The 26,319-nt window shown below is 30.1% G+C and carries 25 protein-coding genes and 1 CRISPR repeat array; of the genes, 11 read left to right on the top strand and 14 right to left on the bottom strand.

The window, feature by feature from the left end:
- Positions 1-42: 42 nt before the first annotated feature.
- Positions 43-594: direct repeats of the CRISPR family, unit length 37 nt; unit sequence GTCGCAATCCTTGTTTTAGTGGAATCTCTTTTGCAAT.
- Between the two features lie 511 nt (positions 595-1,105).
- Both ACR0P1_RS00725 and ACR0P1_RS00720 read right to left on the bottom strand, forming a co-directional pair.
- Positions 1,106-1,567, bottom strand: a complete 462-nt coding sequence (locus tag ACR0P1_RS00725; RefSeq protein WP_432644497.1) for a flavodoxin family protein — start codon at positions 1,565-1,567, stop codon at positions 1,106-1,108.
- A gap of 12 nt (positions 1,568-1,579) precedes the next feature.
- Complete coding sequence (locus tag ACR0P1_RS00720; RefSeq protein WP_432644496.1) at positions 1,580-4,177, bottom strand: ATP-dependent helicase; 2,598 nt, start codon at positions 4,175-4,177, stop codon at positions 1,580-1,582.
- A gap of 175 nt (positions 4,178-4,352) precedes the next feature.
- Here ACR0P1_RS00720 and ACR0P1_RS00715 point away from each other — a divergent pair, with 175 nt between their 5' ends.
- Positions 4,353-5,201 (top strand): HEAT repeat domain-containing protein, encoded by an 849-nt coding sequence (locus ACR0P1_RS00715; protein ID WP_432644495.1) that lies wholly within the window; start codon positions 4,353-4,355, stop codon positions 5,199-5,201.
- Here ACR0P1_RS00715 and ACR0P1_RS00710 read toward each other — a convergent pair whose 3' ends face one another.
- Both ACR0P1_RS00710 and ACR0P1_RS00705 read right to left on the bottom strand, forming a co-directional pair.
- Positions 5,202-6,029 carry a carbon-nitrogen hydrolase family protein gene (locus ACR0P1_RS00710; protein ID WP_432644494.1) on the bottom strand — a complete coding sequence of 276 codons (828 nt, stop codon included), beginning with the start codon at positions 6,027-6,029 and terminating at the stop codon, positions 5,202-5,204.
- Between the two features lie 47 nt (positions 6,030-6,076).
- Positions 6,077-6,775 carry a zinc ribbon domain-containing protein gene (locus ACR0P1_RS00705; RefSeq protein ID WP_432644493.1) on the bottom strand — a complete coding sequence of 233 codons (699 nt, stop codon included), beginning with the start codon at positions 6,773-6,775 and terminating at the stop codon, positions 6,077-6,079.
- 93 nt (positions 6,776-6,868) lie between these two features.
- Here ACR0P1_RS00705 and ACR0P1_RS00700 point away from each other — a divergent pair, with 93 nt between their 5' ends.
- Positions 6,869-7,348, top strand: a complete 480-nt coding sequence (locus tag ACR0P1_RS00700; RefSeq protein ID WP_432644492.1) for a hypothetical protein — start codon at positions 6,869-6,871, stop codon at positions 7,346-7,348.
- Here the strand turns inward: ACR0P1_RS00700 and nucS are convergent.
- Positions 7,345-8,127 (bottom strand): endonuclease NucS, encoded by a 783-nt coding sequence (gene nucS / locus ACR0P1_RS00695; RefSeq protein ID WP_432644491.1) that lies wholly within the window; start codon positions 8,125-8,127, stop codon positions 7,345-7,347. The genes ACR0P1_RS00700 and nucS overlap by 4 nt on opposite strands.
- A gap of 125 nt (positions 8,128-8,252) precedes the next feature.
- Here nucS and ACR0P1_RS00690 point away from each other — a divergent pair, with 125 nt between their 5' ends.
- Both ACR0P1_RS00690 and ACR0P1_RS00685 read left to right on the top strand, forming a co-directional pair.
- Positions 8,253-9,203 carry an alpha/beta fold hydrolase gene (locus ACR0P1_RS00690; protein WP_432644490.1) on the top strand — a complete coding sequence of 317 codons (951 nt, stop codon included), beginning with the start codon at positions 8,253-8,255 and terminating at the stop codon, positions 9,201-9,203.
- Positions 9,193-9,471 (top strand): DUF5750 family protein, encoded by a 279-nt coding sequence (locus ACR0P1_RS00685; protein WP_432644489.1) that lies wholly within the window; start codon positions 9,193-9,195, stop codon positions 9,469-9,471. The genes ACR0P1_RS00690 and ACR0P1_RS00685 overlap by 11 nt, the downstream gene beginning before the upstream one ends.
- Before the next feature lie 124 nt (positions 9,472-9,595).
- Here ACR0P1_RS00685 and nadA read toward each other — a convergent pair whose 3' ends face one another.
- Genes nadA through rnz form a run of 3 tightly spaced genes read right to left on the bottom strand, consistent with a single transcriptional unit; the run spans position 9,596 to position 12,163 of the window.
- Positions 9,596-10,513 carry a quinolinate synthase NadA gene (nadA, locus tag ACR0P1_RS00680; RefSeq protein ID WP_432644488.1) on the bottom strand — a complete coding sequence of 306 codons (918 nt, stop codon included), beginning with the start codon at positions 10,511-10,513 and terminating at the stop codon, positions 9,596-9,598.
- Complete coding sequence (locus ACR0P1_RS00675) at positions 10,506-11,261, bottom strand: mechanosensitive ion channel family protein (RefSeq protein WP_432644487.1); 756 nt, start codon at positions 11,259-11,261, stop codon at positions 10,506-10,508. Before ACR0P1_RS00675 ends, nadA begins: the two co-directional genes overlap by 8 nt.
- An 8-nt stretch (positions 11,262-11,269) precedes the next feature.
- Positions 11,270-12,163, bottom strand: a complete 894-nt coding sequence (gene rnz / locus ACR0P1_RS00670) for a ribonuclease Z (RefSeq protein ID WP_432644486.1) — start codon at positions 12,161-12,163, stop codon at positions 11,270-11,272.
- 68 nt (positions 12,164-12,231) lie between these two features.
- On the opposite strand from rnz, the gene nadC reads away from it, so the two are divergent.
- On the top strand, positions 12,232-13,062 hold the full coding sequence (nadC, locus tag ACR0P1_RS00665) for a carboxylating nicotinate-nucleotide diphosphorylase (protein ID WP_432644485.1): 831 nt from the start codon (positions 12,232-12,234) through the stop codon (positions 13,060-13,062).
- On the opposite strand, the gene ACR0P1_RS00660 is transcribed toward nadC, so the two are convergent.
- Positions 13,057-14,574 carry a DEAD/DEAH box helicase gene (locus ACR0P1_RS00660; RefSeq protein WP_432644484.1) on the bottom strand — a complete coding sequence of 506 codons (1,518 nt, stop codon included), beginning with the start codon at positions 14,572-14,574 and terminating at the stop codon, positions 13,057-13,059. The genes nadC and ACR0P1_RS00660 overlap by 6 nt on opposite strands.
- Before the next feature lie 205 nt (positions 14,575-14,779).
- On the opposite strand from ACR0P1_RS00660, the gene carA reads away from it, so the two are divergent.
- Positions 14,780-15,862, top strand: a complete 1,083-nt coding sequence (gene carA / locus ACR0P1_RS00655; RefSeq protein ID WP_432644483.1) for a glutamine-hydrolyzing carbamoyl-phosphate synthase small subunit — start codon at positions 14,780-14,782, stop codon at positions 15,860-15,862.
- 23 nt (positions 15,863-15,885) lie between these two features.
- Positions 15,886-19,062: a carbamoyl-phosphate synthase large subunit gene (carB, locus tag ACR0P1_RS00650; protein WP_432644482.1), complete on the top strand. Its 3,177-nt coding sequence runs from the start codon at positions 15,886-15,888 to the stop codon at positions 19,060-19,062.
- 18 nt (positions 19,063-19,080) lie between these two features.
- Here carB and ACR0P1_RS00645 read toward each other — a convergent pair whose 3' ends face one another.
- On the bottom strand, positions 19,081-19,692 hold the full coding sequence (locus ACR0P1_RS00645; protein ID WP_432644481.1) for a zinc ribbon domain-containing protein: 612 nt from the start codon (positions 19,690-19,692) through the stop codon (positions 19,081-19,083).
- 112 nt (positions 19,693-19,804) lie between these two features.
- On the opposite strand from ACR0P1_RS00645, the gene ACR0P1_RS00640 reads away from it, so the two are divergent.
- Genes ACR0P1_RS00640 through ACR0P1_RS00625 form a run of 4 tightly spaced genes read left to right on the top strand, consistent with a single transcriptional unit; the run spans position 19,805 to position 22,777 of the window.
- Positions 19,805-20,959: an amidohydrolase family protein gene (locus ACR0P1_RS00640; RefSeq protein ID WP_432644480.1), complete on the top strand. Its 1,155-nt coding sequence runs from the start codon at positions 19,805-19,807 to the stop codon at positions 20,957-20,959.
- Between the two features lie 39 nt (positions 20,960-20,998).
- On the top strand, positions 20,999-21,421 hold the full coding sequence (locus ACR0P1_RS00635) for a universal stress protein (RefSeq protein ID WP_432644479.1): 423 nt from the start codon (positions 20,999-21,001) through the stop codon (positions 21,419-21,421).
- A gap of 41 nt (positions 21,422-21,462) precedes the next feature.
- On the top strand, positions 21,463-22,308 hold the full coding sequence (locus ACR0P1_RS00630) for a CBS domain-containing protein (RefSeq protein WP_432644478.1): 846 nt from the start codon (positions 21,463-21,465) through the stop codon (positions 22,306-22,308).
- Positions 22,309-22,315: 7 nt separating this feature from the next.
- Positions 22,316-22,777, top strand: coding sequence for a hypothetical protein (locus ACR0P1_RS00625; RefSeq protein WP_432644477.1), 462 nt, complete (start codon positions 22,316-22,318; stop codon positions 22,775-22,777).
- Here the strand turns inward: ACR0P1_RS00625 and ACR0P1_RS00620 are convergent.
- From ACR0P1_RS00620 to ACR0P1_RS00605, 4 genes are read right to left on the bottom strand one after another with little or no spacing between them, the layout of a single operon-like run.
- On the bottom strand, positions 22,774-23,784 hold the full coding sequence (locus tag ACR0P1_RS00620; RefSeq protein WP_432644476.1) for a 7-cyano-7-deazaguanine synthase: 1,011 nt from the start codon (positions 23,782-23,784) through the stop codon (positions 22,774-22,776). The two genes, ACR0P1_RS00625 and ACR0P1_RS00620, sit on opposite strands and share 4 nt — an antisense overlap.
- Positions 23,781-24,434, bottom strand: a complete 654-nt coding sequence (locus ACR0P1_RS00615; RefSeq protein ID WP_432644475.1) for a TfuA-related McrA-glycine thioamidation protein — start codon at positions 24,432-24,434, stop codon at positions 23,781-23,783. Before ACR0P1_RS00615 ends, ACR0P1_RS00620 begins: the two co-directional genes overlap by 4 nt.
- A gap of 4 nt (positions 24,435-24,438) precedes the next feature.
- The gene (locus tag ACR0P1_RS00610) at positions 24,439-25,641 is read right to left on the bottom strand and encodes a YcaO-related McrA-glycine thioamidation protein (protein ID WP_432644474.1); all 1,203 of its coding nucleotides are present in this window, start codon (positions 25,639-25,641) and stop codon (positions 24,439-24,441) included.
- Position 25,642: 1 nt separating this feature from the next.
- Positions 25,643-26,284, bottom strand: coding sequence for a site-2 protease family protein (locus ACR0P1_RS00605; RefSeq protein WP_432644473.1), 642 nt, complete (start codon positions 26,282-26,284; stop codon positions 25,643-25,645).
- Between the last annotated feature and the right edge of the window lie 35 nt (positions 26,285-26,319).

Below are 26,319 nucleotides of genomic sequence, written 5' to 3'. Positions count from 1 at the left end.
TTGCAATAAAGTGGTACATGATTTGTGTAGCTTTCAATATTAGTCGCAATCCTTGTTTTAGTGGAATCTCTTTTGCAATAGAAAAATATTTAAGGGCAGAATATATTCCCCAAAGTCGCAATCCTTGTTTTAGTGGAATCTCTTTTGCAATAGGAAGAAATAGATATATCTATCTCTAGCGAAACAGAGTCGCAATCCTTGTTTTAGTGGAATCTCTTTTGCAATTCTGAAAGAGGATTTGAAAGAGCTACTTCAAATATGGTCGCAATCCTTGTTTTAGTGGAATCTCTTTTGCAATACTGCCCTTCACATTCTGGGCTTCATCGACAATGAAGTCGCAATCCTTGTTTTAGTGGAATCTCTTTTGCAATTTAACTTTTTCTTTTTATCCCACAACCACAACCAACAGTCGCAATCCTTGTTTTAGTGGAATCTCTTTTGCAATATATCTTTTTTGATTCCTTTAATAGATTCTCTAACAGAGTCGCAATCCTTGTTTTAGTGGAATCTCTTTTGCAATATTTTGCATGGCTTTTTAGTATGTTGTGTAAAGGAGCGTCGCAATCCTTGTTTTAGTGGAATCTCTTTTGCAATAGTACCAAAATTTTGGTTACTTTTGCATTTTCTCTTCTGAAATGTCTTTAATTTTAGACCTTAGTGTGCGGTTCGAAATAAATCAAAGACTATATAAAGATATGCACACTTGCTATATATAAGTTTTTCTTCAATTAAAAATATAATATTGAATTTTTAAATTAACTAAGAAAAATTTTTAGTATTAATTCACTAAATAAACAATAATAGTAGTTAATATTGGAAAATACGAAGAATTAGGAATAAAAAAATTTGGGTGTTTTTTCTGATTTTTTCGAAATTTCATTAAATTAAGGGAGATCCGCACATTTACTAGTTTATGAAAATATTTTCTAGGGTTATTATAATCTATATAATTGGTAATGTACTATTTTTAAATTAAAATAAAATCAAAATATGCTTTTTTAAGCATTTACAAGATTAATTTATCTTTTATTTCATTTATTTGTCTTTTAATCAGTAATTGAAAATGCATATTTTATTTAGAATATAAAATAAAAAAGTAGAAAAATTATTTGATTTCATTAATGAAATTATTTATTTTTTCTTTTGGATTTCCCATGTCTTCTGCGGTTAAGAACATTGTGGAAGTTTGTTCTTTTCCAGTTAATAATGATATGTTCTTTAAAGTTTTTTCATATCCACTACTCATGCATGTGCAGAATGAAGCTATTTTCTTAAACTCTTTATTGTATTCCATCAAGTAAGTATAAATTGGTGTTGCTACATTTGAAGCCCAAACCGGAGTTCCAATAATGATTAAATCATAATCTGAAGGATTTTTTGTAATAGGGTTGATTTTGCTTGTTCTTCTCATGGAGGCATTCATTCCACCTTTTAAAAATCCAAGTTTTCCTGAATACTTGTTATTATCGGTGATTTCTTCGATATCACAATTTATTTTATTTTGAATCATTTTAACTATTTTTTCAGTCATTCCTGTTCTTGAGTAGTAAACGAGTAATGTTTTCATATTTTCACCTTTTCAATAAATATCTTTTAATTTATTTTTAATTTGATCGAGTATTGCTTTATGCATTCTTTTTGTAAACTCGGCCCGATCATTTTGGTTTAGGACATCTAAATATCCTTGTGAAACCAAATTAAATGCAAAAGGACTTGGAATAACAGTATTTATTGTTTTTATTTCCATTGATCCATCTGCAATCATATTTATTACTTTTAAAGCATTTTTAATGTCCATATAATCTTCAAGGGTTTCTCTTCTAGCTTCTTTTAAGATTGAGAAATTATCATCCATATCTTGAACAAACTTTAGTAATATTTTTCCACGGACTTGCTGGCGACCGACAGATTTTGACTCTCCTTTATATCTTCGAAGAGTCATAAGTGATCTTCCGGCGCAATGTCTGAATCTTGATGCAAGCGTTTCTGTTTTGTTTAGAGAATTTATCAATATTGTCTCGAAATTTTCGGGAGTCAACTGTTTAAATGATTCTAAACCTCCAATTTTACCATCGGAACTTAAGTAAAAACCATTATCAGTAACTGAAATTGTTACATTGGTGTTGTAGTTACGTGCAACAACATATGCGACAGCACGGGATAATGCATCATTCACTTTTCTTCCAAACAATGAATGGAATATTACAAAATTTCTTCCACCAAATCCTTTATAGTATTCAATAAGTAAAACACGATTACTAGGGATTTTAGCATATTTGTATTGTTCAACAAAATATTCATATATAGAATTAGCTGCAAAGTCATCGACATATAAATAATCGAATATGAATTCCATTATTTCTTCTTTGCTTCTTCTATATTCGAATCTGCTTTCCATGTGTGACCTGAAGCGTTGAATGTCCATTGCAAGGTCAAAGGATAATGGCAATTGTTGTGAAAACCATGAAGGTATTGTTGGAGGTCCGCTTGCAGGAGTTACGTTAATTGTCATTCCTTTTCCATAGTTGAATCTATAAGTTCGACCTCCCAAAACGAATGTATCTCCTTTTTTTAATTTTTCCATGAAGCTCTCTTCGATTTTTCCAACGGTATTTCCATCACATTTGACTAAAACACTAGAACTATCAGGGATTGTTCCTATATTTGTTGAATAAATCACTCTAGCCATTTTTCCGCGTTTTCCAAAGGTATTTTCTTTATAATCAATCCAAATTTTTGCATAGACATATCTTTCTTCAAGTTCCGGATATTCTCCGGCCATGTAGCTCAACACATCTTCGTAGTCATCTCTTGTTAGGTTTTTATAACAATAACTTTTTTTTATTACTTCATAGGCATAATCGATATCCCAGGGATTTTCGATTGCCATTCCATATATGTGTTGGGCTAAAACATCCAAACAGTTAGTTGGAATGTTAATTTTATCTATTTTTCCTTCCTTTGCATTTTTAAGTAAAACAGAACACTCAACTAGGTCGTCACGATCAGTTACAATGATTCTACCTTTGGATTTTTCATGTAACTTATGTCCACTTCTTCCAATTCTTTGAAGAGCTCTTGCAACGGATTTTGGAGAATTTATTAAAACAACGAGGTCAATGTATCCAATATCTATTCCAAGTTCAAGTGATGTCGAGGATATTACAGCTTTGAGTTTCCCTTCTTTTAATTTATTCTCTGTATCTAGGCGAACTTCTTTTGAAAGTGATGAGTGGTGTGCCATTATGTTTGAATCATTATAATTCATTGGATACATTTTTTTTAAATTGTAGACATAACGTTCTGCTCCACTACGTGTGTTTGTAAAGATTAATGTTGTTTTATTTTCCTGAATTAAATCGTCTAATAAATCATACATTCCAAGACGGGTGTCTTCTTCGTCGGCAAGCACAATATCACTTACAGGACACATCACTTCCATATCCAGTTCTTTTAAATAATCTATATTGACTATTTTACAGTTTCTTTCAACACCATATTCATACCCTACAAGAAATTTCGCAACTTCTTCAATTGGACTTACAGTTGCTGAAAGACCAATTCTTGTATATTGACCAACTAAATGTTGTAATCTTTCCAGAGATAAACTTAAATGGACTCCACGTTTATTTTCAGCAAGGGAATGTATTTCATCAATGATAACATATTTAATGTTACTTAATTTTTCTCTAAACTTAGGGGCGACAAGTAAGATGGATAATGTTTCAGGTGTTGTAATTAAGATATGGGGAGGTTTTTTAAGCATCTTTTGCCTTTGGTATTGTGAAGTGTCTCCTGTTCGCACTGCTTTTCTAATTCCCAAATCTTTTCCAGCTATTTCTTCAATTCCTTTCAACGGATCTTCCAAATTCTTTTCAACATCATTGTCTAGTGCCTTTAATGGTGAGATGTAAATGCAATATACTTTGTCTTCTAGTTGATCCTTTTCAGCAAGTGTTGTTAATTCACTGATTATGGATAAAAATGCAGTTAATGTTTTTCCAGACCCTGTTGGTGATGAAATTAAAATGTTGTTTTGTTTGTGAATATCTATGATTGATTTTTTCTGTGCAGGAGTAAAATCCTCGAATTGTGAGTCAAACCATTTTTGAACCCAAGGATGTAGGATTTTAAAAATTTCTTTTTTAGGGTAACTTTTAGTTTGCTCTTCAATCATTGTTATTATTCCTCATTTTTTATTTTAATATTAATTTTTTTAATTGTATTTTTAAATATTTTTTGTTCAGTTTAATAATAATTCATGAAGTTTTTTATTATACTGAAAACTAATCATGGTGTGTATACTTTATTTTTTTAAAAGATTATATATTCTTAAAAACTAACTTACTATCATGACTAATTTAAGTTTTGATGATGCCATTTCTAACTTATCTAGTGATGATGTTAAAGTTAGAAAAGAGGCTATAGAATCATTAATTGGAATTACTGATGAATCAGCTATTGAACCATTAATTAAAGCTACTACTGATGATAATGCTCAAGTCAGATTTAAGGCAGCTGAAATTTTAGGTAATATGGGTGAATTAGCTGTTGATAAATTAATTGATGAATTTAATAATGCTGAAGGTAAAAATAAAAGATTTTTAGCTTTTGCACTTAAGGAAACTGAGAATGATAAAGTTGTTCCTTATTTTGTAAATGCAATAGATGATGTTGATTTTGGAGTTAGAAAAGTTGCAGTACGTGCTTTAGGTGAACTTCAGGCGGTTAATGAACTTGACAATATTGGAAAATGTCTTGAAGATGAAGATTGGGGTGTTAGATTAGCAGCTATTCAAGCATTAGGGGACATTGCAACAGATGAAGCAGTTAAATTAATTAAAGATGCAAGAAAAGCTGAAAAAGACAAAGATTTCAAAAAATCCTGTAATAAGGCTATTAAAAAAGCAGAAAAAAGACAAAAAGCAAAAACATCTGGTGAAGCAATTGTTAAAGTCATTCCATTAAGTACAATTAAAGAAATGGAAAAAACTAATGTTCAAAAAGCTATTAAAGAATATGAAAGATATGTTGAAGCAAAACAAGCTAAAGATGCTCCATACAAACGCTTGTGTGTTTTATACAGAAAAGCTAATGATTATGATAATGAAGTTAGGGTAATTGAAACTGCAATTGATGTGTTTAAAGACAACGAGAAAAAATTATCTTATTTCGAAAAAAGATTAGCTAAATTAAAATAGCTATTTTTGAATAATTTTGTAGAGATCATCTCTTTTATTTTTTAATAGAGGTAACTCTTCTCTTACTTTTTTTATTTCACTCAAATCGAGTTCTGATAGTATTAAACTTTCTTTTTCACTAGCTTGGGCTATTATTTCTCCCCAAGGATTTGTAATAATTGAATGGCCGTAACTATGATAGTTAGCATTCTTATTTAATGCAGGTGCAACACCAATGCAAAATGCCTGATTATCCATAGCTCTTGAGCGAAATAGTAATTCCCAATGTGCAGGACCTGTTGTCATGTTGAATGCGCCTGGATAAATTAATATTAATGCTCCATTTTCAACCATAATTCGAGCAAGTTCTGGAAATCGAATATCATAGCATATACCAATGCCGATTTTTCCAAATTCAGTATTAACTATTGTAAATTTATTACCTGCAGTTAACACATCGGATTCTTTGAATGATATTTTTCCTTTAACATCAATATCAAAAAGATGTATTTTCCTGTGTTTTGCAATTATATTTCCCTGTTTATCAAATAAATAGCTAGTATTATATAATTTATCATCTTCTATCTCAGGAATTGATCCGGCAAGAATGTATACTTTGTTTATTTTAGCTAATGTTGAAATTTCGGTAAGTGTAGGGCTATTATGTTCTTCTTCACCATATTCAATAAATTTATCATTTGAGTATGGGCAGTTAAACATTTCAGGTAATATTATAAAATCAGCATTTTTAGATACACTTTCTTCAATCATAAAACGAGCTTTTTTGAGATTTTCTTTTTTACTGTCAACAACATTCATTTGACATAAAGCAAATTTGATTTTTGTCATTTTAAACACTTAAAAAAAATAGAAAAAGAGTATGATTTAAATCATACTTAAGCTATATCTGCAGAATTTAACATGCCAGTAATCTCATCAGATGTAATGGAATTGACGGAATCTCCAGAAATTCTAAAGACATATAGTTCGCCATCACTAAACATTGAAACATATCTTGTGTAGTTTCCATCTGCATTTTCTAAAATAATATTTGATGCATTTCTTCCATCTAATGTTATTGTTTCAAGAAGTGTAACGGATGCACCTACACTTTGAGCATGAGATATTCTATTTTGATTTATCTCTTTTAAAGATGATGCACTACTGCTGACATTATAATATTCAACAAGTGTATTATTTGTTGTCTTGTAGAATATAGCTCCAGGATGGTCTGTATCAGTTTCGTTTATTTCCTGCCAATTGCCAGGATATTTAAATGAAAATGATCCTTCGTTATATTCTGCATTACCGTTTTGTATTGGTGAAGAAGTATTAGTTGATCCACCAGTTAAAAAGATTCCACAAATTAAAATTAAAGTTATGATTAATATTATTCCAATAACAAGTTTTTTTTCTTTTAAGATATCAAGGGTACTTTTATCACTGGAAGGTTTTACTTTTTCGTGTTTTTCTTTTTTAAATATGTCTTCTCCTTTTGGTACTGAATTCTTGGGTTTAGGGAATTTGTATCCACAATTTCCACAAATTGGGGCTCCATCATAACTAGGATTTCCACATTCAGGACATTTTTTCACAGTTTAACCTCCATTAAAATTTACATTTATCATTAACAATATTTAATAATAATGTTTTTATTATTATAAAAAGATATTTATATTCGTGATAGAATGGTAAATGAAGAAATGATTAATGTTAATGATATAAATTATGCAATTTATAAAATTGGGCAATGGAAAAATGATTATGAAATTAATCAAATAGGATTATCTAGTGAAATTCCTGTTACTAAAAATACTTTACATCATGTAAAACTTTCTATGGCCGAGATTAGGACTGCTAGGTTCGAATTATCTGATAAAATGGTTAATGGTTTTGTAGCTATTGCAACTCATTTAAATCCTAAATCTCAAGATATGGAATTGGATGCGCTAATCGAGCTTGAAGAAAAAGAATATCAAAATATATTAAAAGAACTTGATAATTTGGAGTTATTAGATGAGGATGAGTCTATTCCTTTAAATGGTGAAGATTATCTTATTTATAAATTGGAAAAGGATTGTCATGTAACTAAATCCATTCCTGCTAATTTATATACTATAAATTATTATAATGATGAATTAAAAAAAATCGAAGATGCATTAAATTAGAATGCATCTAATGTTACTTTTTTATCTCGTTTTAGTTCACGTGGAGGTTTGATAGATACGAATTCAATACCTTCCTCTTTGAGTAATTCTAAGGCATCATCCATAATTGAAGGTGCAACAAGCAGACCTCTAATTTTTTTCTTTTGAGCTTTACAGTCTTTTAAATAATCATTGTCGGTATTTTCTAAATCTTGGAGATATCTTCTAAGTTGTTTTACTGCTGTAATTCCAGCTTTACGTGCCTTTAGTTCGAGAACCATTAAATTATTATCATTATCTTTTCCTAAAATGTCAATGAATCCATGTTCCACACTATATTCACGAGCAGTTGGTGTAAAACCTTCCTCAATCATGTGGGGTTTTTCCATTATCATGTCGCCCATATCTTTTTCATATCCTGCTTGTTCAAGTTCCTCATAGTCCTCAATATTAGCATAATTGATGAATTGGATTTTTTTAATTTCCACGGTTAATAGTTCTTTTGGTGTTCTTCTGTGACTTTCTAAGAACAAATTATCATTTTTGATGTAACTTCTGGTTCTTGATTTTGGTGGTTGCCAATTTACAGGTTCCACTTTTTTATCTTGGTGGATTAAAAAAGCACCATCTGGTTTAATCATAATTATACGTTCTCCCCAGTTGAGTTCACTTAATGCCCGTCCTTCATAGCTGACTCTACAGTAAGCAAAAATTAATATTGTTGATTTTTTACGTAGGGCCTCTTGAACCAATTCATATCCTTCTTCACAAGAAGGGGTTTCTAAAATTTTATATTTCATCATGATAACATTGTTTAGTTTAATTTAAATAATTTGTTTTTTAAAGAATTATTTAATTTAATTTGAAGTGGGGGATTATAATTTACGATGAGGATTATTTTATATCAAAGAATGAATATTTTACATTGGATTCATTTGAATTTGAGAATGGGGATGTCTTAAATGATGTGAGAGTAGAGTATATGTCATTTGGAACTCCTATTTATGATGAAAAAGGAATTATAAAAAATGCTATTGTTTATTGCCATGGATCATTGGGCAGTTATTCTTCAATAAAAAAACTTGCACCTTTACTTGATAAGGGTAATGTTTTTGATGAAAGCAAATATTTTTTCATTTGTATTTCCGCATTAGGTTCTCCAGGTTCTTGCTCACCATCAACTACAAATTTAAAAAATAAATTCCCTAAATATTCCATCAATGATGTTGTAAACTTTCAAAAAAAGTTTTTAGTTGAAAAATTTAATATTTCTCATGTTTTAGGAATGATTGGTAATTCCATGGGAGGTTTTGTTTGCCTAACTTCTGCAATAAATTTTCCAGATTATGCGGATTTTATTATATGTGGTGTTAGTAGTTACAAAGTTGCGGGGCATGATTTTATGTTATCAAAATTTGTAAATGAAATCATTGAATCTGATCCAGATTACAATAGGGGTGATTTGACTTACTCTTTAAATAGAACCTTAAGAATAGCTTGTTTAGCTGAATTTAATTTTGGATTATCAAAAAGAGCATTAAGGGATATGTCTAATATTGAATTAAGTTCCGAATTTGAAAATTTTGGTAACGAAAGTATTGAAACAGATATTTATGACTTAAAATATTGTAATGAATCATGTATGTACTTTGATGTTGAGGATAAATTAGGCAAAATCAAATCAAAAACATTAATAATTGCATGTAATCAAGACCCTCATTTTCCGCCTGAATTAGATGCTATTCCAATGTCTAAAATGATTAAAGGTTCTGAATTAGTAATTATAGATTCAAATTTAGGGCATTTATGTTTCAATGAACTGAGTACAATTTCAAATGAACTAAAAGAATTTATGGGGGATTTTAATGATTGTTAAAATTTTAAATTATGGAGATGAAGATAATCGTAAATTTATTGAATATGGGGTATCTGAATTATCATCTTTGCAAAGGAATTATCTTATTGAAAATTTAGAGGAAGAAACTTCAATTAATGATAATTTACTTGTGATTAAAATGTATTTTGAAGGTAAACTTTATCCCTTTCAAAGTGATGTTGCAAAAGTTAGGTTAGAGGATTATATTGTTCGTGAAGAACTAGAAATGGCAATGTTTTTATCAAGTTTTTTAGAAGATATGGTATAAAATTATTATTGTTAGTAAATGGAGAATGTTGGACGGTTATTTTTAATATTCTTTTTTTTTTAAAGTTATTTTTATTTTTAAATGAATGTGGTGGGATAAAAAGCTAATTAAATTAGCTTTTTTTTTATTTTGATACGTCAAGCATGTGTTGAACAGCTTTTCTGGATTTATCTGCAACATCTTTAGGTAATGTGACTTCTGGAGCTTCATTTATAAGTGCATCTCTGATTTTTTCAAGGGTATGGAATTTCATTGTTTCACAAATTGCTCCTTCAAGTAATGGGTATAATTTTTTACCCGGAACTTCTGCATTAATTCTACTAATCATGTCAATTTCAGTTCCAATTACAAATTCTTCCTTATCACTTGCTGCAATGTGTTTTAGCATTCCACCAGTAGACATTACTTTATCACATGCTTTTTGAACTTTAATATCACATTCTGGGTGACAAATTATTTCTGCATTAGGATATTGTTCTCTTTTAAGTTCAACGTTTTCGACATTGAATAATCTGTGAACATAGCAGTGTCCATCTTGAGGTACTGGAATTATTTCTTTGTCAATTTTATCTGCTACATGGGATCCTAAGTTTTTATCAGGTCCAAATAATATTTTATCATGAGGTAAACTTTGTGCAACTTTCACTGCATTAGCTGAAGTACATAATGTATCTGCATGTTGTTTAGCTTCAGCAATACTGTTTACATAGAGAATAACTCCCGCATCAGGATGTTCTTCTTTTGCTTTTAAGAGAATGTCTTCAGGTAACATGTGTGCCATTGGACATTCAGCTTCTAATGTTGGAATGACAATTTTTTTATCAGGATTTAATATAAATGCGGTTTCAGCCATGAAATCTACACCACAGAATATTACTAAATCTTTATCATCAATTTCAGAAGCTTTAATACATAATTCCAATGAGTCTCCGAGGAAATCTGCAATTTCTTGGACTTCTTTTGGTTGGTAATTATGTGCAAGTATTATTGCATTTTTTTCTTTTTTTAGTTTCAAAATTTCTTCTTGAAGTGAGTTATTCATTTTTTTCACCCATTGTTGTAAATTTTCTTATTTCGTTTGTGATTATTAATTTATATTTACTTTTATTATTAAATTCTTTTACCCAAAATGATACTTTCAGTTGACTTTCCTCATGAGTTATCCCCTTTGAATAGACGTCAGGTTTTGGATTTTGGGATATTCCATCATATTTGGACATCCTTTCTATGATGTATTTCTTAAATTTTTCAATATCCTGATTCAATGGTAATCCTACGGGAATATCTACCCTATATTTTTCAGGAGCTTTAAAATGTAGGTAGGGAAAGTTCGTTAATGTAGAATTTGGGATAATGTCTTTAACACCATTATCGTCAGAAATGATTGTTGATCTGAGAGTAATTCTTTCGACAATTCCTTTTTTGTCTTTTATTTCAATTGTGTCTCCAACTTGGATACTGTTTTCAATGATTAATGATATTCCGGAGAATAAATTTGATATGATGTCTTTAGCTGCAAAACTCACGGCAATACCTGCAATTCCTAAACTCAATAGTGTTCCGGCTAGATTTATTCCAAAGAATTGTAAAATAACCATTAGTGCAATAAAATAAATTATGTAATTTATTATGTCTCTTGTAAGATAAATTGCTGCTTTATTTCCATGAAAACGATTCATTCTCTTCATTAAAAAAGCTATTGTTCTGGTAACAATTGATGTAGCAATAATGACGAGCAGTGTGCAGATTAGAGTTTTTGTTGGATTGTCTATAAGTATTGGAATATCCATAATATCATCTAAATTTCTATTTTCATGAGATCTTTTGCCAGTTGAGTGTTTTCAAATATTTCTTTTGCTTCATTAAGTAAATCATCAAATGTTGTGTATCGTGTACTGAAATGTGTTAAAATCAATTGATTGGAGTTACTTTGCTTGGCTATTCTTGCCGCATCTGAAGATGTTGAATGGAAGTTATCTTCTGCTTTATCTGCATCTTCGTTTTTATATGTTGATTCATGGATTAAAACGGTTGAATCTTTTGCAAATTCAATCATCTCTTCGCATGGAGTGGTATCGCCGGAATAGGTTATCTTATTTCCTTTTCTTGCAGGGCCCAATACTTGTTTTGGTTTGATAATTTTGCCATCAATCTCCACTTCTTCACCATTGTGCAACTTTTTAAAGGCAGGTCCAACGGGAACACCTAGTTCAATTGCTTTTTCACGGAGAAATCTTGGTTTTTTAAGTTCTTCTATGGAATATGCTAAGCACGGGACTTGGTGATTGACATTTTGTGATTTAATAGTGTATTCTTCACAGCTTTCAATAGTTTCTGTTCCAATTTCAATAAATTCGATTGGAAAATCAATTTTACAGTATCCTAAATTAAATATTGTATCTTTTAATGCATTCAGTCCTTTTGGTCCGTATATTGTTAGTTTGGTTTCTCTTCCTCTAAAATTCATTGACTGTAATAGTCCTGGAAGACCTAAAATGTGGTCTCCATGATAATGGCTAATAAAAATCTTAGATATTTTCATGGGACTTACTTTAGCATAAATTAGTTGTTTCTGTGTTCCTTCACCACAATCAAATAACATGACCTCGCCAAATGCTTTTAAAATGATTGCCGGATGATTTCTAGTATATGAATGTACTGCTGAAGATGTTCCTAAAAATATAATTTCCATATAATCACTTATTTTATATTAATAAAAATAGTATATATTAATTATAATAATTAAATTTTGGTGATTTTTTGGATAGAATAATTGAATATATGCTTGAGGAAGATAAGGGATTTGGAGATATCACTTCTGAAGCAGTTGTGGAGAATGATTTGGAAGTTAATGCATATATTATTTCAAAAGATGAAGGTATTTTAGCAGGAATGAGTATTGTCAAAGAATTATTTGAAGAATTTGGTGTTGAAGTTACATATTGCTTAGAAGAGGGAAGTGAAATTTCAAAAAAAGATTTGTTGTTATCTGTTAAAGGTAATGCAAAGACAATTCTACTTCTTGAAAGGACTGTACTCAATTTATCAATGAGAATGAGTGGAGTAGCTAGTGCTGCCAGTCATTATGCTTCTTTAGTCAGAGATTATGATGTAAGAATTGCAGGAACTCGTAAAACTTCACCAGCATTAGCTAAATTTGATAAATACGCACTAAAAGTAGGTGGTGCTGACACTCATCGTTTCAGTCTGGATGATATGGTATTAATTAAAGATAATCACATTGCAGTATGCAAATCTCCTTTAGATGCTCTTTTAAAAGCGAAGGATAATACTAGTTTTTCTAAAAAAATTGAAATTGAAGTTGAAACACTATCTGATGCTGTTGAATGTGTAAAAAACAAGGCAGATATTGTAATGCTTGATAATATGGATGGTAATGAAGTTAAAGAGGTCATTGATGAACTTGAAAAATTGAATATTCGTCAAAATTCTTTAATTGAGGTTTCAGGAGGCATTACTGAAGATAATATCTTAGATTATGTTGAATATGGGGTAGATATTATTTCAATAGGTGCTTTAACACATTCATCTAGAAGTCTGAATTTTAGTTTAAAAATGGAGCAATTATAGTCTTAAGGATAATTTTTCCTTAAGTTCTTCATTGCTCATTTCGGTGATGAATGTTTCATCATTGCTAATGGCTTTTTCAGCTAAATTTAACTTATTTTTACTTATTTCATCAATTACTTCTTCTAATGTTCCTTTTGTTATAAATCTATATACCATGACATCTTTTTCTTGGCCAATACGGTGTACACGATCTGTTGCTTGATTTTCTATTGCTGGATTCCACCATAAGTCATAATGGATAACATTTTGTGCTGCAGTTAAGTTTAATCCAATTCCTCCTGTTTTAAGGGTTGCAACTAGAATTTTATGATTTTCGTCTTCTTGGAATGTTGAAATCACGTTTATTCGTTTTTCTTGTGTAAGTGATCCATGTAAGAATAAAACGTCTGTTTTTAACTTCTTAGAAACTAGTTTTTGTATGATTTGGCCCATTTTAGCATATTGAGTAAATATTATTACTTTTTCATTAACATCTAGAATATTTTCTAAAATTGTAATTAATAACTCCATTTTTCCAGATTCATTAATTTTAGGATTATCTGAATGTAAATACTGTGCAGGGTGATTACAGGCTTGTTTTAATCCAGTTATAATATTTAAAATAATTCCTCTTCTTTCAATACCTGTTTTTCCTTCTAAATCCTCAAAAATTCCTTCCATTATTGCATTATATAGTAATATTTGTTTTTTGGTTAAACTGCAATATATGTCATTAACAATTTTGTCGGGAAGTTCATCCTTGATATTGTCATCAGTTTTAAGGCGCCTTAGCACAAATGGTTTGGTTATTGTTTTGAAGTTTTCTAATGTGGAAGATTCTTCTAATCTTTCAATTCTAAAAACATATTTTGCTTTAAAATTATCTAATGTTGATAGGTATCCTTTATTCACAAAATCGAATATTGACCAATAGTCAGTTAGTTTGTTTTCAATTGGTGTTCCAGTTAAAGCAATTTTATTAAATGCTGGAACACTTTTTATTGCTTTTGTTTGCTGTGTATTTGGGTTTTTAATATTTTGAGCTTCATCAATAACACATATGAACCATTTTTTATCCAAAAACATATCTAAATCAAGTCTAATTACTCCATATGATGTTAATATAATGTCATAGTCATCTAGGGGAAATACTCTATTGGAACCATGATAAATATAATAGGAAAGTGTTGGTGTGAACTTATTAATCTCATTTTCCCAATTGGATAATAATGTAGGGGGCACTATGATTAATGATGGATTATTGTCATGGGGGTTTTGCTCTTTAAAATGGAGAATCGTAGTCAGAACTTGTATTGTTTTCCCAAGCCCCATGTCATCAGCTAATATGCAGCCAAAGTTATGTTTTATGTTTTGAACTAACCAGGAGTAACCTATTTTCTGATAGGGTCTTAAATTACCGGTTAATTCTTTTGGAATGTCATAGACTTTTGTATCATTGACTAATTTTTTGAATTTGGCGTATTCATTACCATTTAAATGTTTTTTAAATAGTTCTTCAGAGTTTTTATCCATATTTTTTCTCTTTAATTTTAATAATCGATATTTCTTTAATAATCGGTTTAATCTTTGAAGTTATTTGATAATTAAATATTCTTTTTTTATCTGATTTATTTTTTAAAAAATCTCATTTTTACCTAAAAAACAAACTTTAATAATATAGTAAAATAATATATATTAAAGATAGAAAATAATTTTATTTTTTTATGATGGTGATTTGATGGTAAAAATAGCTAAATTAGCTTTAGAAGATGGTACTATTTTAAAAGGTGAAGCATTCGGTTATGAAACCACTAAATTGGGAGAACTTGTTTTTTCTACTGGTATGGGTGGTTATACTGAATCTTTAACTGATCCGTCTTTTAAAGGAGAAATTTTAATGTCTACTTACCCATTGGAAGGAAATCATGGTGTAAGTGAGAAGTGGTATCAATCTGATAAAATCCAAGTTGAAGGTTTTGTTTGTCGTGAAGTTTGTCGTGAAGTTTCAAATTTCGGACCTCAAAAAACATTGGATGATTTCTTAAACGAATTTAAAACCCCGGGAATTAGTGGAATTGATACTCGTGATTTAACACTTAAAATACGTGAGAGAGGTTCTCTTAAAGCAGCAATAACAACTGAAGATATTTCTGATGATAAATTGCTTGAGATGGCTCGTTCACAACCAAGTATTGAAGATAAGGATGTTGTTCCATTAGTATCCACAAAAGAAATTAAAGTTTTCAATGAAGATGCGGATAAAAAAGTTGCATTGATTGATTGCGGTGTTAAAAAGAATATTATTAATTCATTTTTAGAAAGGGATATTGGTGTTATTTTATTCCCTTATGATACTGATTATAAAACTGTTTTAGATTATTCTCCTAGTGGTTTAATGATTACTTCTGGACCAGGAAATCCTGATAGAGTATCTGAAACTATTGAAACCATGAAAAAATTATCAAATAGATTACCAATTTTTGGTATCTGTATGGGCCAACAATTAATTGCTAAATCTTTTGGAGCAAAATCATATAAAATGAAATTTGGGCACAGGGGAGAAAACCAACCTGTTAAAGATCTAAATACTGGAAAAGTATTCATTACTTCACAAAACCATGGATTTACCATTGATAAAGAATCATTAAAAGAAACTGATTTAGTTTTAACCCAAATTAACTTAAATGATGGAACTCCAGAAGGTATTTCACATAAGGAATTACCATTACATTGTATACAGTACCATCCAGAAGCAGGACCAGGTCCAAACGATACAAGAAACATTTTCGACGAATTTAATCAGATGATGGAAGATTACTAAAAAAATTTATTGAGGATTATAATATGCCAGTTGATAAAGATATTAAAAAAGTATTAATTATTGGTTCTGGACCTATTCAAATTGGACAAGCAGCTGAATTTGATTATTCAGGATCACAAGCATGTAAATCATTAAGAGAAGAGGGAATAGAAACAGTTCTTGTTAACAGTAATCCAGCTACAATTCAAACAGACATTGACATGGCAGATACTGTTTACACAGAACCATTAACTCCAGAAGTTGTTGCTAAAATTATCAAGGATGAAAACGTAGATTCCATATTACCTACTATGGGTGGACAAACTGGATTAAATATTGCAACAGGTCTCGGAGATTTAGGATTACTTGATGGAATTAAAGTTTTAGGGTCTGATGTTCAAACAATCAAAGATGTAGAAGACCGTGATTTATTCGCAAATCTTATGGATGAAATTGGTGAAGAGATTCCTAAATGTCATGCAGTTGAAAGCGTAGAAGCAGCACTTGAAGCAGTAGAGGATATTGGTTATCCTGTTATTGTAAGACCAGCATTTACCTTGGGAGGTACTGGTGGTGGAATTGCTCACAATGAAGAAGAATTGATTGAAATTGCAACTCATGGATTGGATATGAGTTTCATTAATCAAGTTCTCATCGATGAATCTGTTCTTGGATGGAAAGAAATAGAATTTGAAGTAATGAGGGATAAAGAAGACACTTGTATCATTGTATGTACCATGGAAAATATAGATCCTATGGGTATCCACACAGGAGACAGTGTTGTTGTTGCCCCTATTCAAAACTTATGTGATGAAACTATCCAAAAAATGAGAGATGCATCTATTAAAATCATCAGAGCATTAGGAATTAGAGGTGGATGTAACATTCAATTTGCACTTAATCCTGAAACTGATGAATATAAAGTTATTGAAGTTAATCCTCGTGTATCTAGAAGTAGTGCTCTTGCATCTAAAGCAACAGGTTATCCAATCGCTAAAATTTCATCTAAAATCGCTTTAGGATTAACATTGGATGAAATCAAAAATGATATTACTAAAGAAACACCAGCTTCTTTTGAACCTACTATTGATTATGTTGTTATTAAAATCCCAAGATGGCCATTTGACAAATTTAAAGGTGTAAGTAACGAAGTTGGAGTTCAAATGAAAGCAACTGGTGAAGTAATGGCTATTGGAAGAACTTTCGAAGAAGCATTCCAAAAAGCACTTAGATCACTTGATATGGGATTCGATGGGTTTGAATACATCGATTACACTGAAGAAGATTTAGCTCATCCTACTGATAAAATATATTTCCAAATCTATTCAGCTATTAAAGATGGAATGGATATTGATAAAATTAGAGAACTCACCAGTATCGATAATTTCTTCTTATACAAAATCAGAAACATTGTTAACTTTGAAAATAGTGTAACTGCTGAAAAATTAAAAGATGAAGAGTTCTTAAGAAAAGCTAAACAAATTGGTTGTTCTAATAAAAGATTAGCAGATTTATCTGGTCAAACAGAAGAATATGTTAAAAATTTACTTTCAAGATACAATATTAAACCATCATATAAAATGGTAGATACTTGTGCAGCTGAATTTGAAGCAAAAACTCCATATTACTACAGTAGTTATGATAAAGGAAATGAACTTGTCTCCACTAACAAGAAAAAAGTTGTGATTCTTGGAGCTGGACCAATTAGAATAGGTCAAGGTATTGAATTTGATTACTGTTGTGTACATTCTTCACTAGCTTTAAAAGAAAAAGGAATTGAAACAATTTTAATCAACAACAACCCAGAAACAGTAAGTACTGATTATGATATTTCTGATAAGTTATTCTTCGAACCACTTACATTTGAGGATGTAATGGGAGTTATTGAACAAGAAAAACCGGATGGAGTAATTGTTCAATTTGGTGGTCAAACATCTATTAACTTGTCAGTTCCACTTGCAAATGCAGGTGTTAAAATATTAGGTACTCCTTATGAGAGTATTGATAGGGTTGAAGACAGAGAATTATTTGCTGAGCTTTTAGAAAAATTACACATTCATCAAGCACCATATGGAACAGCAAATTCATTTGAAGAAGCAAAAGAAATTGCAGAAAAAATTACTTTCCCAGTTCTTGTTCGTCCATCATATGTAATTGGTGGAAGAGCTATGGAGATTGTCTATGATAACAATCAACTTGAAGAATATATGGAAGAAGCTGTAAAAGTCTCTCCAGAACACCCAATTTTAGTTGATAAATTCTTAGAAGATGCTATTGAACTTGATGTGGACATCTTATGTGATGGTGAAGATGTATTTATTGCAGGAATCATGGAACATATTGAAGAAGCAGGTGTTCACTCTGGAGATTCAGCATGTGTAATACCTCCTCAAACCATTCCTGAGTATATATTAGATACTATTCGTGAGAATTCAACTAAATTAGCTCTTGAATTGAATGTTAAAGGTTTAATGAATATCCAATATGCAGTAAAACTTGATGAGGAAATGGTTTATATTATTGAAGCTAACCCTCGTGCAAGTAGGACTGTTCCATTTGTAAGTAAAGCAATCGGTGTACCATTAGCAAAAGTAGCAACATGGATTATGCAAGGAGCTAAATTAAAAGACTTTAATTTGACTAAAGAAATTAAATTGGATCATGTTGCAGTAAAAGAATCTGTATTCCCATTCTTAAAACTTCCGGAATCTGATACTGTTCTTGGACCTGAAATGAAATCTACAGGTGAAAGTATTGGTATTGATGAAACTTATGGAATGGCATTCTATAAATCACAGCTTTCAGCAGGTATGGAATTACCTAAAGAAGGTAAAATATTTATAAGTGTTAAAGAAGTAGATAAGAAAAAAATTAGACCTATCGCTGAGACTGCAGCTAATTTAGGTTTTGATTTAATTGCAACTGATGGAACTGCTGATGCTACAGGTATTGATTCTATTGAAAAAATCTTAAAAGTATCTCAAGGTTCTCCGAATATTAGGGATGCTATCTTAAACAAAGAAATTGATTTGATTATTAACACTTCTGAAGGTAAACAATCTGCAAAAGATGGTTATATCATTAGACGTCTTGCTATTGAGCTTGGTATTCCATATGTTACTACATTAGCAGGAGCAAGAGCAGTTTTAAATGCAATCAAAGCTGTTCAAAATAATGAAATCAATGTAAAATCTCTAAATAAATATGTTGATGGAGAATAATTTTTCTCTATCCTTTTTTTAATTATTAAACAAATAGTCCTTGATATTGATACCACATGAAGGACATTCTATTTCATCTATTTTCAATCTATTTTTACATTTAGGACAGAAGTTTAATTGCACTTCATATTCAACTGTTGGATCAATAATAGTATTAACTTCAATTTTTACGGTAATGTTTGTTTTTAAAATAGTTTCATCCCAATCATTGGCCATTAATTGTTTTTTGTAGTAAAAAGCTTCTGTCATTGTATCATATTGGCCGATTGTTTTGTCACCTTTTTTAATGTAAAATTTTTTAAGTTTATGGTTGAAGAGAATTTCTCCTTCTCTTTCTTTTTTATTGACTTTAGTTCCTTTAATTCTTCCTTTTGGTCTTCTTTTTGGAAATGGTGGTAGAATCATATTTTCATACTTGTTTTCAAGGTCACACTCAACAAGCAAATCATAGTCAAAATTACAAAAAAATAGTGCATCTCTTTCGTATAATGCATCAGATAATTTTTTAAACTCGCCATAGTCCTTATTATTGTATTTAATTCGATATACATTACCTGTCTTTATGATATTTCTATAAAAGTATCTTATTTCTTGTGAGTTAATAGTATCACCTGATGCTTTAAAAAACATGTAAACATTTAATTAAATACAACTTCAAAGTGTCATCTGATTATATGTTAATTTTGTTTTTCCGGTTTAATAAAGATAATTATATTAATAAAAAAAGTTAGATTTTCTTTTAATGTTTACTATAGCAAATGGAATCATATTAAAAGGTAGTGATTTAATTCCAACTCGTGAAAATATTGTTGTTGATGATGGAAAAATCCTTGAAATTGGAAAAGAATCATTAGAAGGTAAAATTATTGATGTTGATGGTGCAGTAGTTTGTCCTTCTTTTATAAATGGTCATATGCACATCGGTGATTCTATTATTAAAGATGAAGGTTATGGATTATCCTTAAGTGAGATGGTTAAGCCACCTAATGGTGTTAAACATGTTGCATTAGCTAATGCTAGTGATGATGAATTAATAGAAGCAATGAAATCATCAATGTGGGACATGGTTTATAGTGGAACAACTTATTTCATTGACTATCGTGAAGGTGGATTGAAAGGGGTTAAGCTTTTAAGAAAGGCATCTAAGGGAATTCCGATAAAGCCAATTATCTTAGGTCGTGATGATAGTTTTTATGGTGATGATCCAGATTTAAGTAAGGTAAAAGTAGCTATTCGTAAACTTCTTAAATTTAGTGATGGTATTGCTCCAAGTGGATTTGGGGAAATTACAATGGATGTTGCAGAAATTATTTCAAAGGAATGTGAGAAAGCTGGAAAGATTTCATCCATTCATGTTGCCGAATCGGAGTCTAATCAAATAGATTCTTTGAATAATTATGGATTAAGTGAAATTGAAAAAGGTGTTATTAATGAATTTTCACAATTGGTTCATCTTACTAATCCCAAAAATGATGATTTAACTTCAGTTTTCAATTCAAATCAAAATGTTGTTGTTTGCCCAAGAGCTAATGCAACATTAAACGTTGGTGTGGTTCCCTTGCCTAAAATGCTTGAATTAGGTATAAGACCAATAATTGGAACAGATAATGTGATGCTTAATTCACCAAATATGCTTCGTGAATTAGAATTTACTTTAAAGATCATGTCTGTTTATTATAAGAAGTATATTGATTCATGTGAACTTTTAAAAATGGCAACAACAAATATTTGTGGATTTAATATTAATAATTTAATTCAAAAATCAATAATTATGGAAGGTAATTTTGCTGAATTCAATGTTTTCAATTCTTTTTCTAAAAATCCGTATATGAATATAATAAATCGATGTGAAACGAAAAATATATTATATAGAATTAATAAAAAAATATTTATATAATAAATGAATATGAATCTATTTATTATGGGGGTGTTAATAATGTATAAAAAAATATTAGTCCCAACTGATGGGTCAGAATTTGCAAAAAAAGCTCAAAAACATGCTCTATTTTTAGCAGAGGTGTCTGGAGCTGAAATTTTTGCTATAAGTGTTACTGAAAATAATTTTGTTAACGGACTTCCATTAGATGATGAAGTATACCAGTTAAATCAAATTTTAAAAGAAAGATCTGAAGAAAATCTTGAAGAATTTGATAAATTAAATGAAAATAATTTGAAAGTTACTCATGTAGTTAGAGAAGGGTCACCTGCTAAAGTTATTCTTGAGGTGGCAAAAGAAGAGGATATAGATTTAATAGTAATGGGTAGTTCTGGTAAATCTGGATTTGATAGATTTATTATGGGTAGTGTAGCAGATAAAGTTGTTAATTCAGCTAAATGTGCAGTACTTGTAGTTCATTAAATTTGATTTACCTTTTTATTACATTCTTAATAGGTGTTTTTATGTTAGTTAAGAGAACAATGTCTAAAAATGTAGTTAGTGTTTCTGTTCCAGGTAACAGGGACAAAGTTTTAGACTTGATGAGAAAAGAAAAAAAAGCAGTATTGCCAGTAGTCAAAGGAGACACTGATATTTTAGTAGGAATAGTTACTCGTTCTGATTTAATTAATAATCCTGATGAAGAACAAATTGCAATGTTAATGAGTAGAGAGTTAATTACTGTAAATCCTAATGATGAGGTAATTGTTGCTGCTCGTAAAATGATTGATAATAATGTTAGGAGAGTTCCTGTAGTTGATGATGATGGAAAATTAGTTGGAATTATCACCTCTTTTGATTTAGTATCTAATGCTTTAACTAAAACTGAAATTACTGATGCTGTTGAAAAGTATATGATTACATCAGTTCCAACAACTTGGGAGAAAACTCCATTAAATATCGCATTTGAAACTATGAATCAATTTGGTTTAAAATCTGTTTTAGCACTTGATGATGATGCTAAGTTATCTGGAATTTTAACTGAAACAGATTTCATTTCTGAAATTGAAATTATCTCTGAAAGAAGTGAACATAGTTCTACTGTAGGTACTGAAGGAGATAAATGGTCTTGGGATAGTACTTCTGTATTATATATTGAGAAAAATCATTTAAAATTCACTGACAAGGCTGTTTGTGATGTTGCTGTAGGTAATGTTGAAGTAGCTAATTCTAAAACTAAAGTTTCAGATTGTGCTAAAAAGATGAAAACCTTAAATATTGAACAAATTCCAGTTATTGGTGTTGAAGGTAATTTAGTAGGCCTTGTAAGGGCTAGTGATTTAATCAGAGCATTAGTTCCTCAAGAATAGTGGTATAATGGCTGTTAATCCAGTATTGGTAGTTAAAGTAGTTGATAATACTAGTGTTGGTGTTCGTGCAAGATTATATGATGATTTTTCCGAACATAACATTCTTTTAAATTCTGTTCTTACTTATTGGTGGGCTAATAATATGCCCCCAGCTGTTAAATTTTTAGAGCTTTTTGATTCTGTTATCAAAAGAACTATCAATGAGATTATGCCTCATAAAACATTGAACTTGAAATATGGGGTCAAAGCAGATAATATTCTAGAGAATGCTTCTCAAATAGAAATAAATTTGATTTCTATATCTGCCGATGGAATAGGGTTTAAAATTGATGGTGATTCTGTTTTTCTAAAAGATTTAAGAAAAGTAGAAGATGATTTTGAACCTAAAGAATTTTCAACAACTTTTGATCAATGTATTGAAACTCCAGATATTGTTTTGAAAAAATATAGGGAAATGAAAGGAGATTAAATATTTCTTCTTAATTTAGTTAGAGTTTGCATAAATCTGTTTAATGCATCTTCATAATTTTTAAAATTATTTCCTTTTATTAGTCCTGTATTAAAAATATCAATATTTTCAATTTCTATTTTTTCTTTTGTTTTAGAAATGATTTCATTTTCTAATTGTTTTTCTGTATTTTCCATGTCAATTGTAAATGGGAGATTATATGAAAATGAACCCTTTGAGTAGTTAAGAATAATTTCATTATTATTTTTGATTTCAGATAAATTTAATGATACTTTTTCATAACCTTGTCTTTTTAATTCAGCATCAATGTGTTTAAATTTATTCTTATTAATAATTTCATTAATTTTGTCAACTTCACATATACTAAGATTTTCAAAATCTCTAACTTTAACAATTTTACATTTTGTATTTGATAAAATATAATCTTCACAATAATCAATCCTATCAATTTTTTCTTTGGTTATAGGAGTGTTTGTTTTAATTCTAGTTGCAAGACAAGTAGTGGATTTTGAATAAGGAATATTATTTGCGTTTAAATATTCATGAATTTCTTTTGAAGTCAATCTTGCTTCGATTAATGGTGTTTCAAATTTATTAGAATATGTAATTAAAATTCCTGGTCGATCATCAACTAAATCGCTGATGTTATTGCCATCACAGATATAATCAAAGCCATTTTCATTTGCAACTTTTTTAATTTCATTATACATTAAGTTACGACAAGTATGGCATCGTTTGGTGGTGTTTTTTAAAAAATCAGGGTCACTATAAAAATCAAGGTCAATAATTTCATGCTTAATGCCAAGATGGGAGGTAACCTTTTTAGTATGTTCGATAAAACCAGTTGGCATCAAATGATTATTAATTGTCACGGCCAGTGTATCTTTTGCAAACAGGGATGCTAAATAAATAATTAATGTAGAATCGCTTCCTCCTGAAAAACCAATAGCAACATTCTTATCTTTTAAAATATTCTTAACAGTGTTGATTTTATCTTCTAATTTCATCCAATCACAGATTTAATGTGGTTTAATAATGTTTTAGCATCTTCTTTTTTGATGTCTTTTGAGTTTTGAATAAAATTAATTAGTTTTCCTTTTTTATTTTCATCTAAGCTAGACTGGGATAAAGTTTGAGCATAATTTCTTCGAGGATAATAAGTTTCTTTAGTAATTTTTACTAATTCCTCTTTTTCTTTTTGTGTTATGATGTTTTCTTTTACTGCATTAGTAAAAACATAATCCATACTAATTAATGGAATTGAAAGTGGTTCTAGAGTATCTGAATCAAGCATTACTGCAACATCATCATCTGATGTAATGTTTCCACTCGCATATTCGTTATAACAATATCCAATACCTTCCATTCCTAGTACATCAAGTTCTGATGCTCTAAGAGCCCCCATACTTGAAGAACCATAAACTTTAACTCCTTTTTTTATTACATTAATGATTTCTCTATGTCCTACTGCAGAACTTTGGTGGAATACTCCATCAATTATAGCTATTATATCAGGGTTTTCTTTCATATCCTGGTTCAAATCCCCTCTTTTTATGGGTTTTTTATAGATTACTTCAATATCGTCATGTGAATCTAAAATTTGCATTGCTTCATCAAAAGGAATGGAGAGTCCAGTATAAATTATGATTTTTACCATATTATCATACTCTTAAAAATCTGTATCCTGCACGGGACGGATCAAGGGAATATACTTCCATTTCTGGAATTATCACTCTTACAACACTGACATCAAGTTCAGGTCTTGTTAAGTCAGTGTATAAAATTTGTTTAATATCATTAGCTACCAATTCATCTTTTACAATATCTAAATCTTCACTAATGGATGTTGTGGATTTATTTTCAATATCTTGGAGATTAATTTGTTCGTTTTCTTCTCTAAAATAGTACTTATTAATCCTTTTCATTCTTTCATAGCCTGCTTCACGTGCAAAATCCGCTCTTACGGTATCTTCACGAGCACCATTAATCTGGGTTGCCCTGCTTTGTGCAACTTCTGTTAGGGCTCTCAAAATTGCAATTTCTGGATCTAAGTGTGTTCCCATACCTAATGTTAATAATCCTGCATCTTTTGTAATAGTATCATCTGCTGAGGCAGCTATTGTTGGAATTTTAATGTCTGCTGTAAAATCCATTAGCTTAATCTTAATTCCATTAGATTCAAATTTTTCAAGTATTTTATTGATAAGTTCACTTTTAATGCTATCTAAATTAATTTGTGAATAATTTTTATGTGTTAATTCGAAAATACTCCATGCATCACGTTCAATAACTTCAAATATTCCATGTAAAATCGCTTCATCTAAAATATTTCCTGAAGCAAGGCCGTTAGTATTTGATTTAAATAAGCTGTTTAGATTATTTTCCTGATTATATGGATGGAAAACTGCATTTGAAGGAACATAATATTTGTTTCCAGTTACTAAATCATTAGCTAAACTCCATTCTAGGGGTATTGAACTAATATCTTCTTTTTCATATTTTTGAGGTAAATTTAAAAGTTTAGGGTCAATATATGCTTCTTTTTGACTTATTTCATTGAGTGTTGCTATAATTGTTTCATCGTTTTCCTGTTTTTCTGCGGAATATCTTTCAAAACCTTCCATCATTGCTGAGGCTTTTGCATGATCTTTTGAAATTCCTTTTCCACCGTAAATACTAATTGCACCATCTTCTGCAGTAGGTCTAATAGCTGTAAAGACAGGCATTCCGATTCTATCTAGGTCAGTAATGTCTGCAATACGTGTAATTCCTGCAGTTATTAACTTGTCTTCGTTATTTTCAATTGTTTTTTTCGGAGCAATAATTCTGTGTGTTCCTTCGAAGTATGTGAGTCTATTGGTCATACTAATATCCTAAAATAATTCTTACAATATTTTCAACACCTATTGTCATGGACATTAATGTCATTATACCTGCAATTGCAATTGTAACTATCCAAATTCCAAAATTCCAGGTTAATACTTTTGATCCATCCAAGTTTCCAATTGGTAGTAAGTTAAATGCTGCTAGGAAACTGTTGATTGAATATCCAATAGAACAGACAATAAATATCAATAATGAAGTTTCAGAGTAAAATGCAGATGGGTATATTGCTACAGATATTGCTAAAAATATCACTGCTAAGAGGATATTGACAATAGGTCCTGCAATTGATATTTTACCGTTAACTTCGTCAGTCATGTAATTTGCGTAAGTGTAAACTGCACCTGGAGCTGCAAATACGAATCCAAAAAATGATGTGATGAGTGCAAATATCAATCCTTGTGGCCATAACTTAAATTCTGCCCAATATCCATATTTCATTGAGACAAGTTTATGTCCGAGTTCGTGTAGGATAAAACCTGCTCCAACGCCAACCATAACAATTGGTAGTATGTTAAGTATTGCATTGGTGTCTCTACCACCATTCACTATTGCAAAACTGAGAGAAATAAAGACAAATGCAATAAACAAATCTCTTATTTCGCTAGCTGTAAATTTAAACATAATCTTAAAATATCTAATTTAAGTTTAATAAAATT

It is taken from the genome of Methanobrevibacter sp. (assembly GCF_050872065.1).
Classification (GTDB): domain Archaea; phylum Methanobacteriota; class Methanobacteria; order Methanobacteriales; family Methanobacteriaceae; genus Methanocatella.
The sequence above is the reverse complement of the archived record's forward strand: the minus strand, read 5'-3'. Positions and strand labels throughout refer to the sequence as shown.

Excerpts from the sequence above, each read along its gene's own strand:
- ACR0P1_RS00720 (WP_432644496.1), bottom strand. The coding sequence starts at position 4,177 with ATGATTGAAGAGCAAACTAAAAGTTACCCTAAAAAAGAAATTTTTAAA.
- ACR0P1_RS00725 (WP_432644497.1), bottom strand. The coding sequence starts at position 1,567 with ATGAAAACATTACTCGTTTACTACTCAAGAACAGGAATGACTGAAAAA.
- ACR0P1_RS00710 (WP_432644494.1), bottom strand. The coding sequence starts at position 6,029 with ATGACAAAAATCAAATTTGCTTTATGTCAAATGAATGTTGTTGACAGT.
- carA (WP_432644483.1), top strand. The coding sequence starts at position 14,780 with ATGGTAAAAATAGCTAAATTAGCTTTAGAAGATGGTACTATTTTAAAA.
- ACR0P1_RS00605 (WP_432644473.1), bottom strand. The coding sequence starts at position 26,284 with ATGTTTAAATTTACAGCTAGCGAAATAAGAGATTTGTTTATTGCATTT.
- rnz (WP_432644486.1), bottom strand. The coding sequence starts at position 12,163 with ATGGAAATTATATTTTTAGGAACATCTTCAGCAGTACATTCATATACT.
- ACR0P1_RS00640 (WP_432644480.1), top strand. The coding sequence starts at position 19,805 with ATGTTTACTATAGCAAATGGAATCATATTAAAAGGTAGTGATTTAATT.
- ACR0P1_RS00630 (WP_432644478.1), top strand. The coding sequence starts at position 21,463 with ATGTTAGTTAAGAGAACAATGTCTAAAAATGTAGTTAGTGTTTCTGTT.
- ACR0P1_RS00625 (WP_432644477.1), top strand. The coding sequence starts at position 22,316 with ATGGCTGTTAATCCAGTATTGGTAGTTAAAGTAGTTGATAATACTAGT.
- ACR0P1_RS00635 (WP_432644479.1), top strand. The coding sequence starts at position 20,999 with ATGTATAAAAAAATATTAGTCCCAACTGATGGGTCAGAATTTGCAAAA.
- ACR0P1_RS00660 (WP_432644484.1), bottom strand. The coding sequence starts at position 14,574 with ATGGATAAAAACTCTGAAGAACTATTTAAAAAACATTTAAATGGTAAT.
- ACR0P1_RS00715 (WP_432644495.1), top strand. The coding sequence starts at position 4,353 with ATGACTAATTTAAGTTTTGATGATGCCATTTCTAACTTATCTAGTGAT.
- ACR0P1_RS00700 (WP_432644492.1), top strand. The coding sequence starts at position 6,869 with ATGGTAAATGAAGAAATGATTAATGTTAATGATATAAATTATGCAATT.
- ACR0P1_RS00615 (WP_432644475.1), bottom strand. The coding sequence starts at position 24,434 with ATGGTAAAAATCATAATTTATACTGGACTCTCCATTCCTTTTGATGAA.
- ACR0P1_RS00685 (WP_432644489.1), top strand. The coding sequence starts at position 9,193 with ATGATTGTTAAAATTTTAAATTATGGAGATGAAGATAATCGTAAATTT.
- ACR0P1_RS00620 (WP_432644476.1), bottom strand. The coding sequence starts at position 23,784 with ATGAAATTAGAAGATAAAATCAACACTGTTAAGAATATTTTAAAAGAT.
- nadA (WP_432644488.1), bottom strand. The coding sequence starts at position 10,513 with ATGAATAACTCACTTCAAGAAGAAATTTTGAAACTAAAAAAAGAAAAA.
- ACR0P1_RS00610 (WP_432644474.1), bottom strand. The coding sequence starts at position 25,641 with ATGACCAATAGACTCACATACTTCGAAGGAACACACAGAATTATTGCT.
- ACR0P1_RS00645 (WP_432644481.1), bottom strand. The coding sequence starts at position 19,692 with ATGTTTTTTAAAGCATCAGGTGATACTATTAACTCACAAGAAATAAGA.
- ACR0P1_RS00675 (WP_432644487.1), bottom strand. The coding sequence starts at position 11,261 with ATGGATATTCCAATACTTATAGACAATCCAACAAAAACTCTAATCTGC.
- nucS (WP_432644491.1), bottom strand. The coding sequence starts at position 8,127 with ATGAAATATAAAATTTTAGAAACCCCTTCTTGTGAAGAAGGATATGAA.
- carB (WP_432644482.1), top strand. The coding sequence starts at position 15,886 with ATGCCAGTTGATAAAGATATTAAAAAAGTATTAATTATTGGTTCTGGA.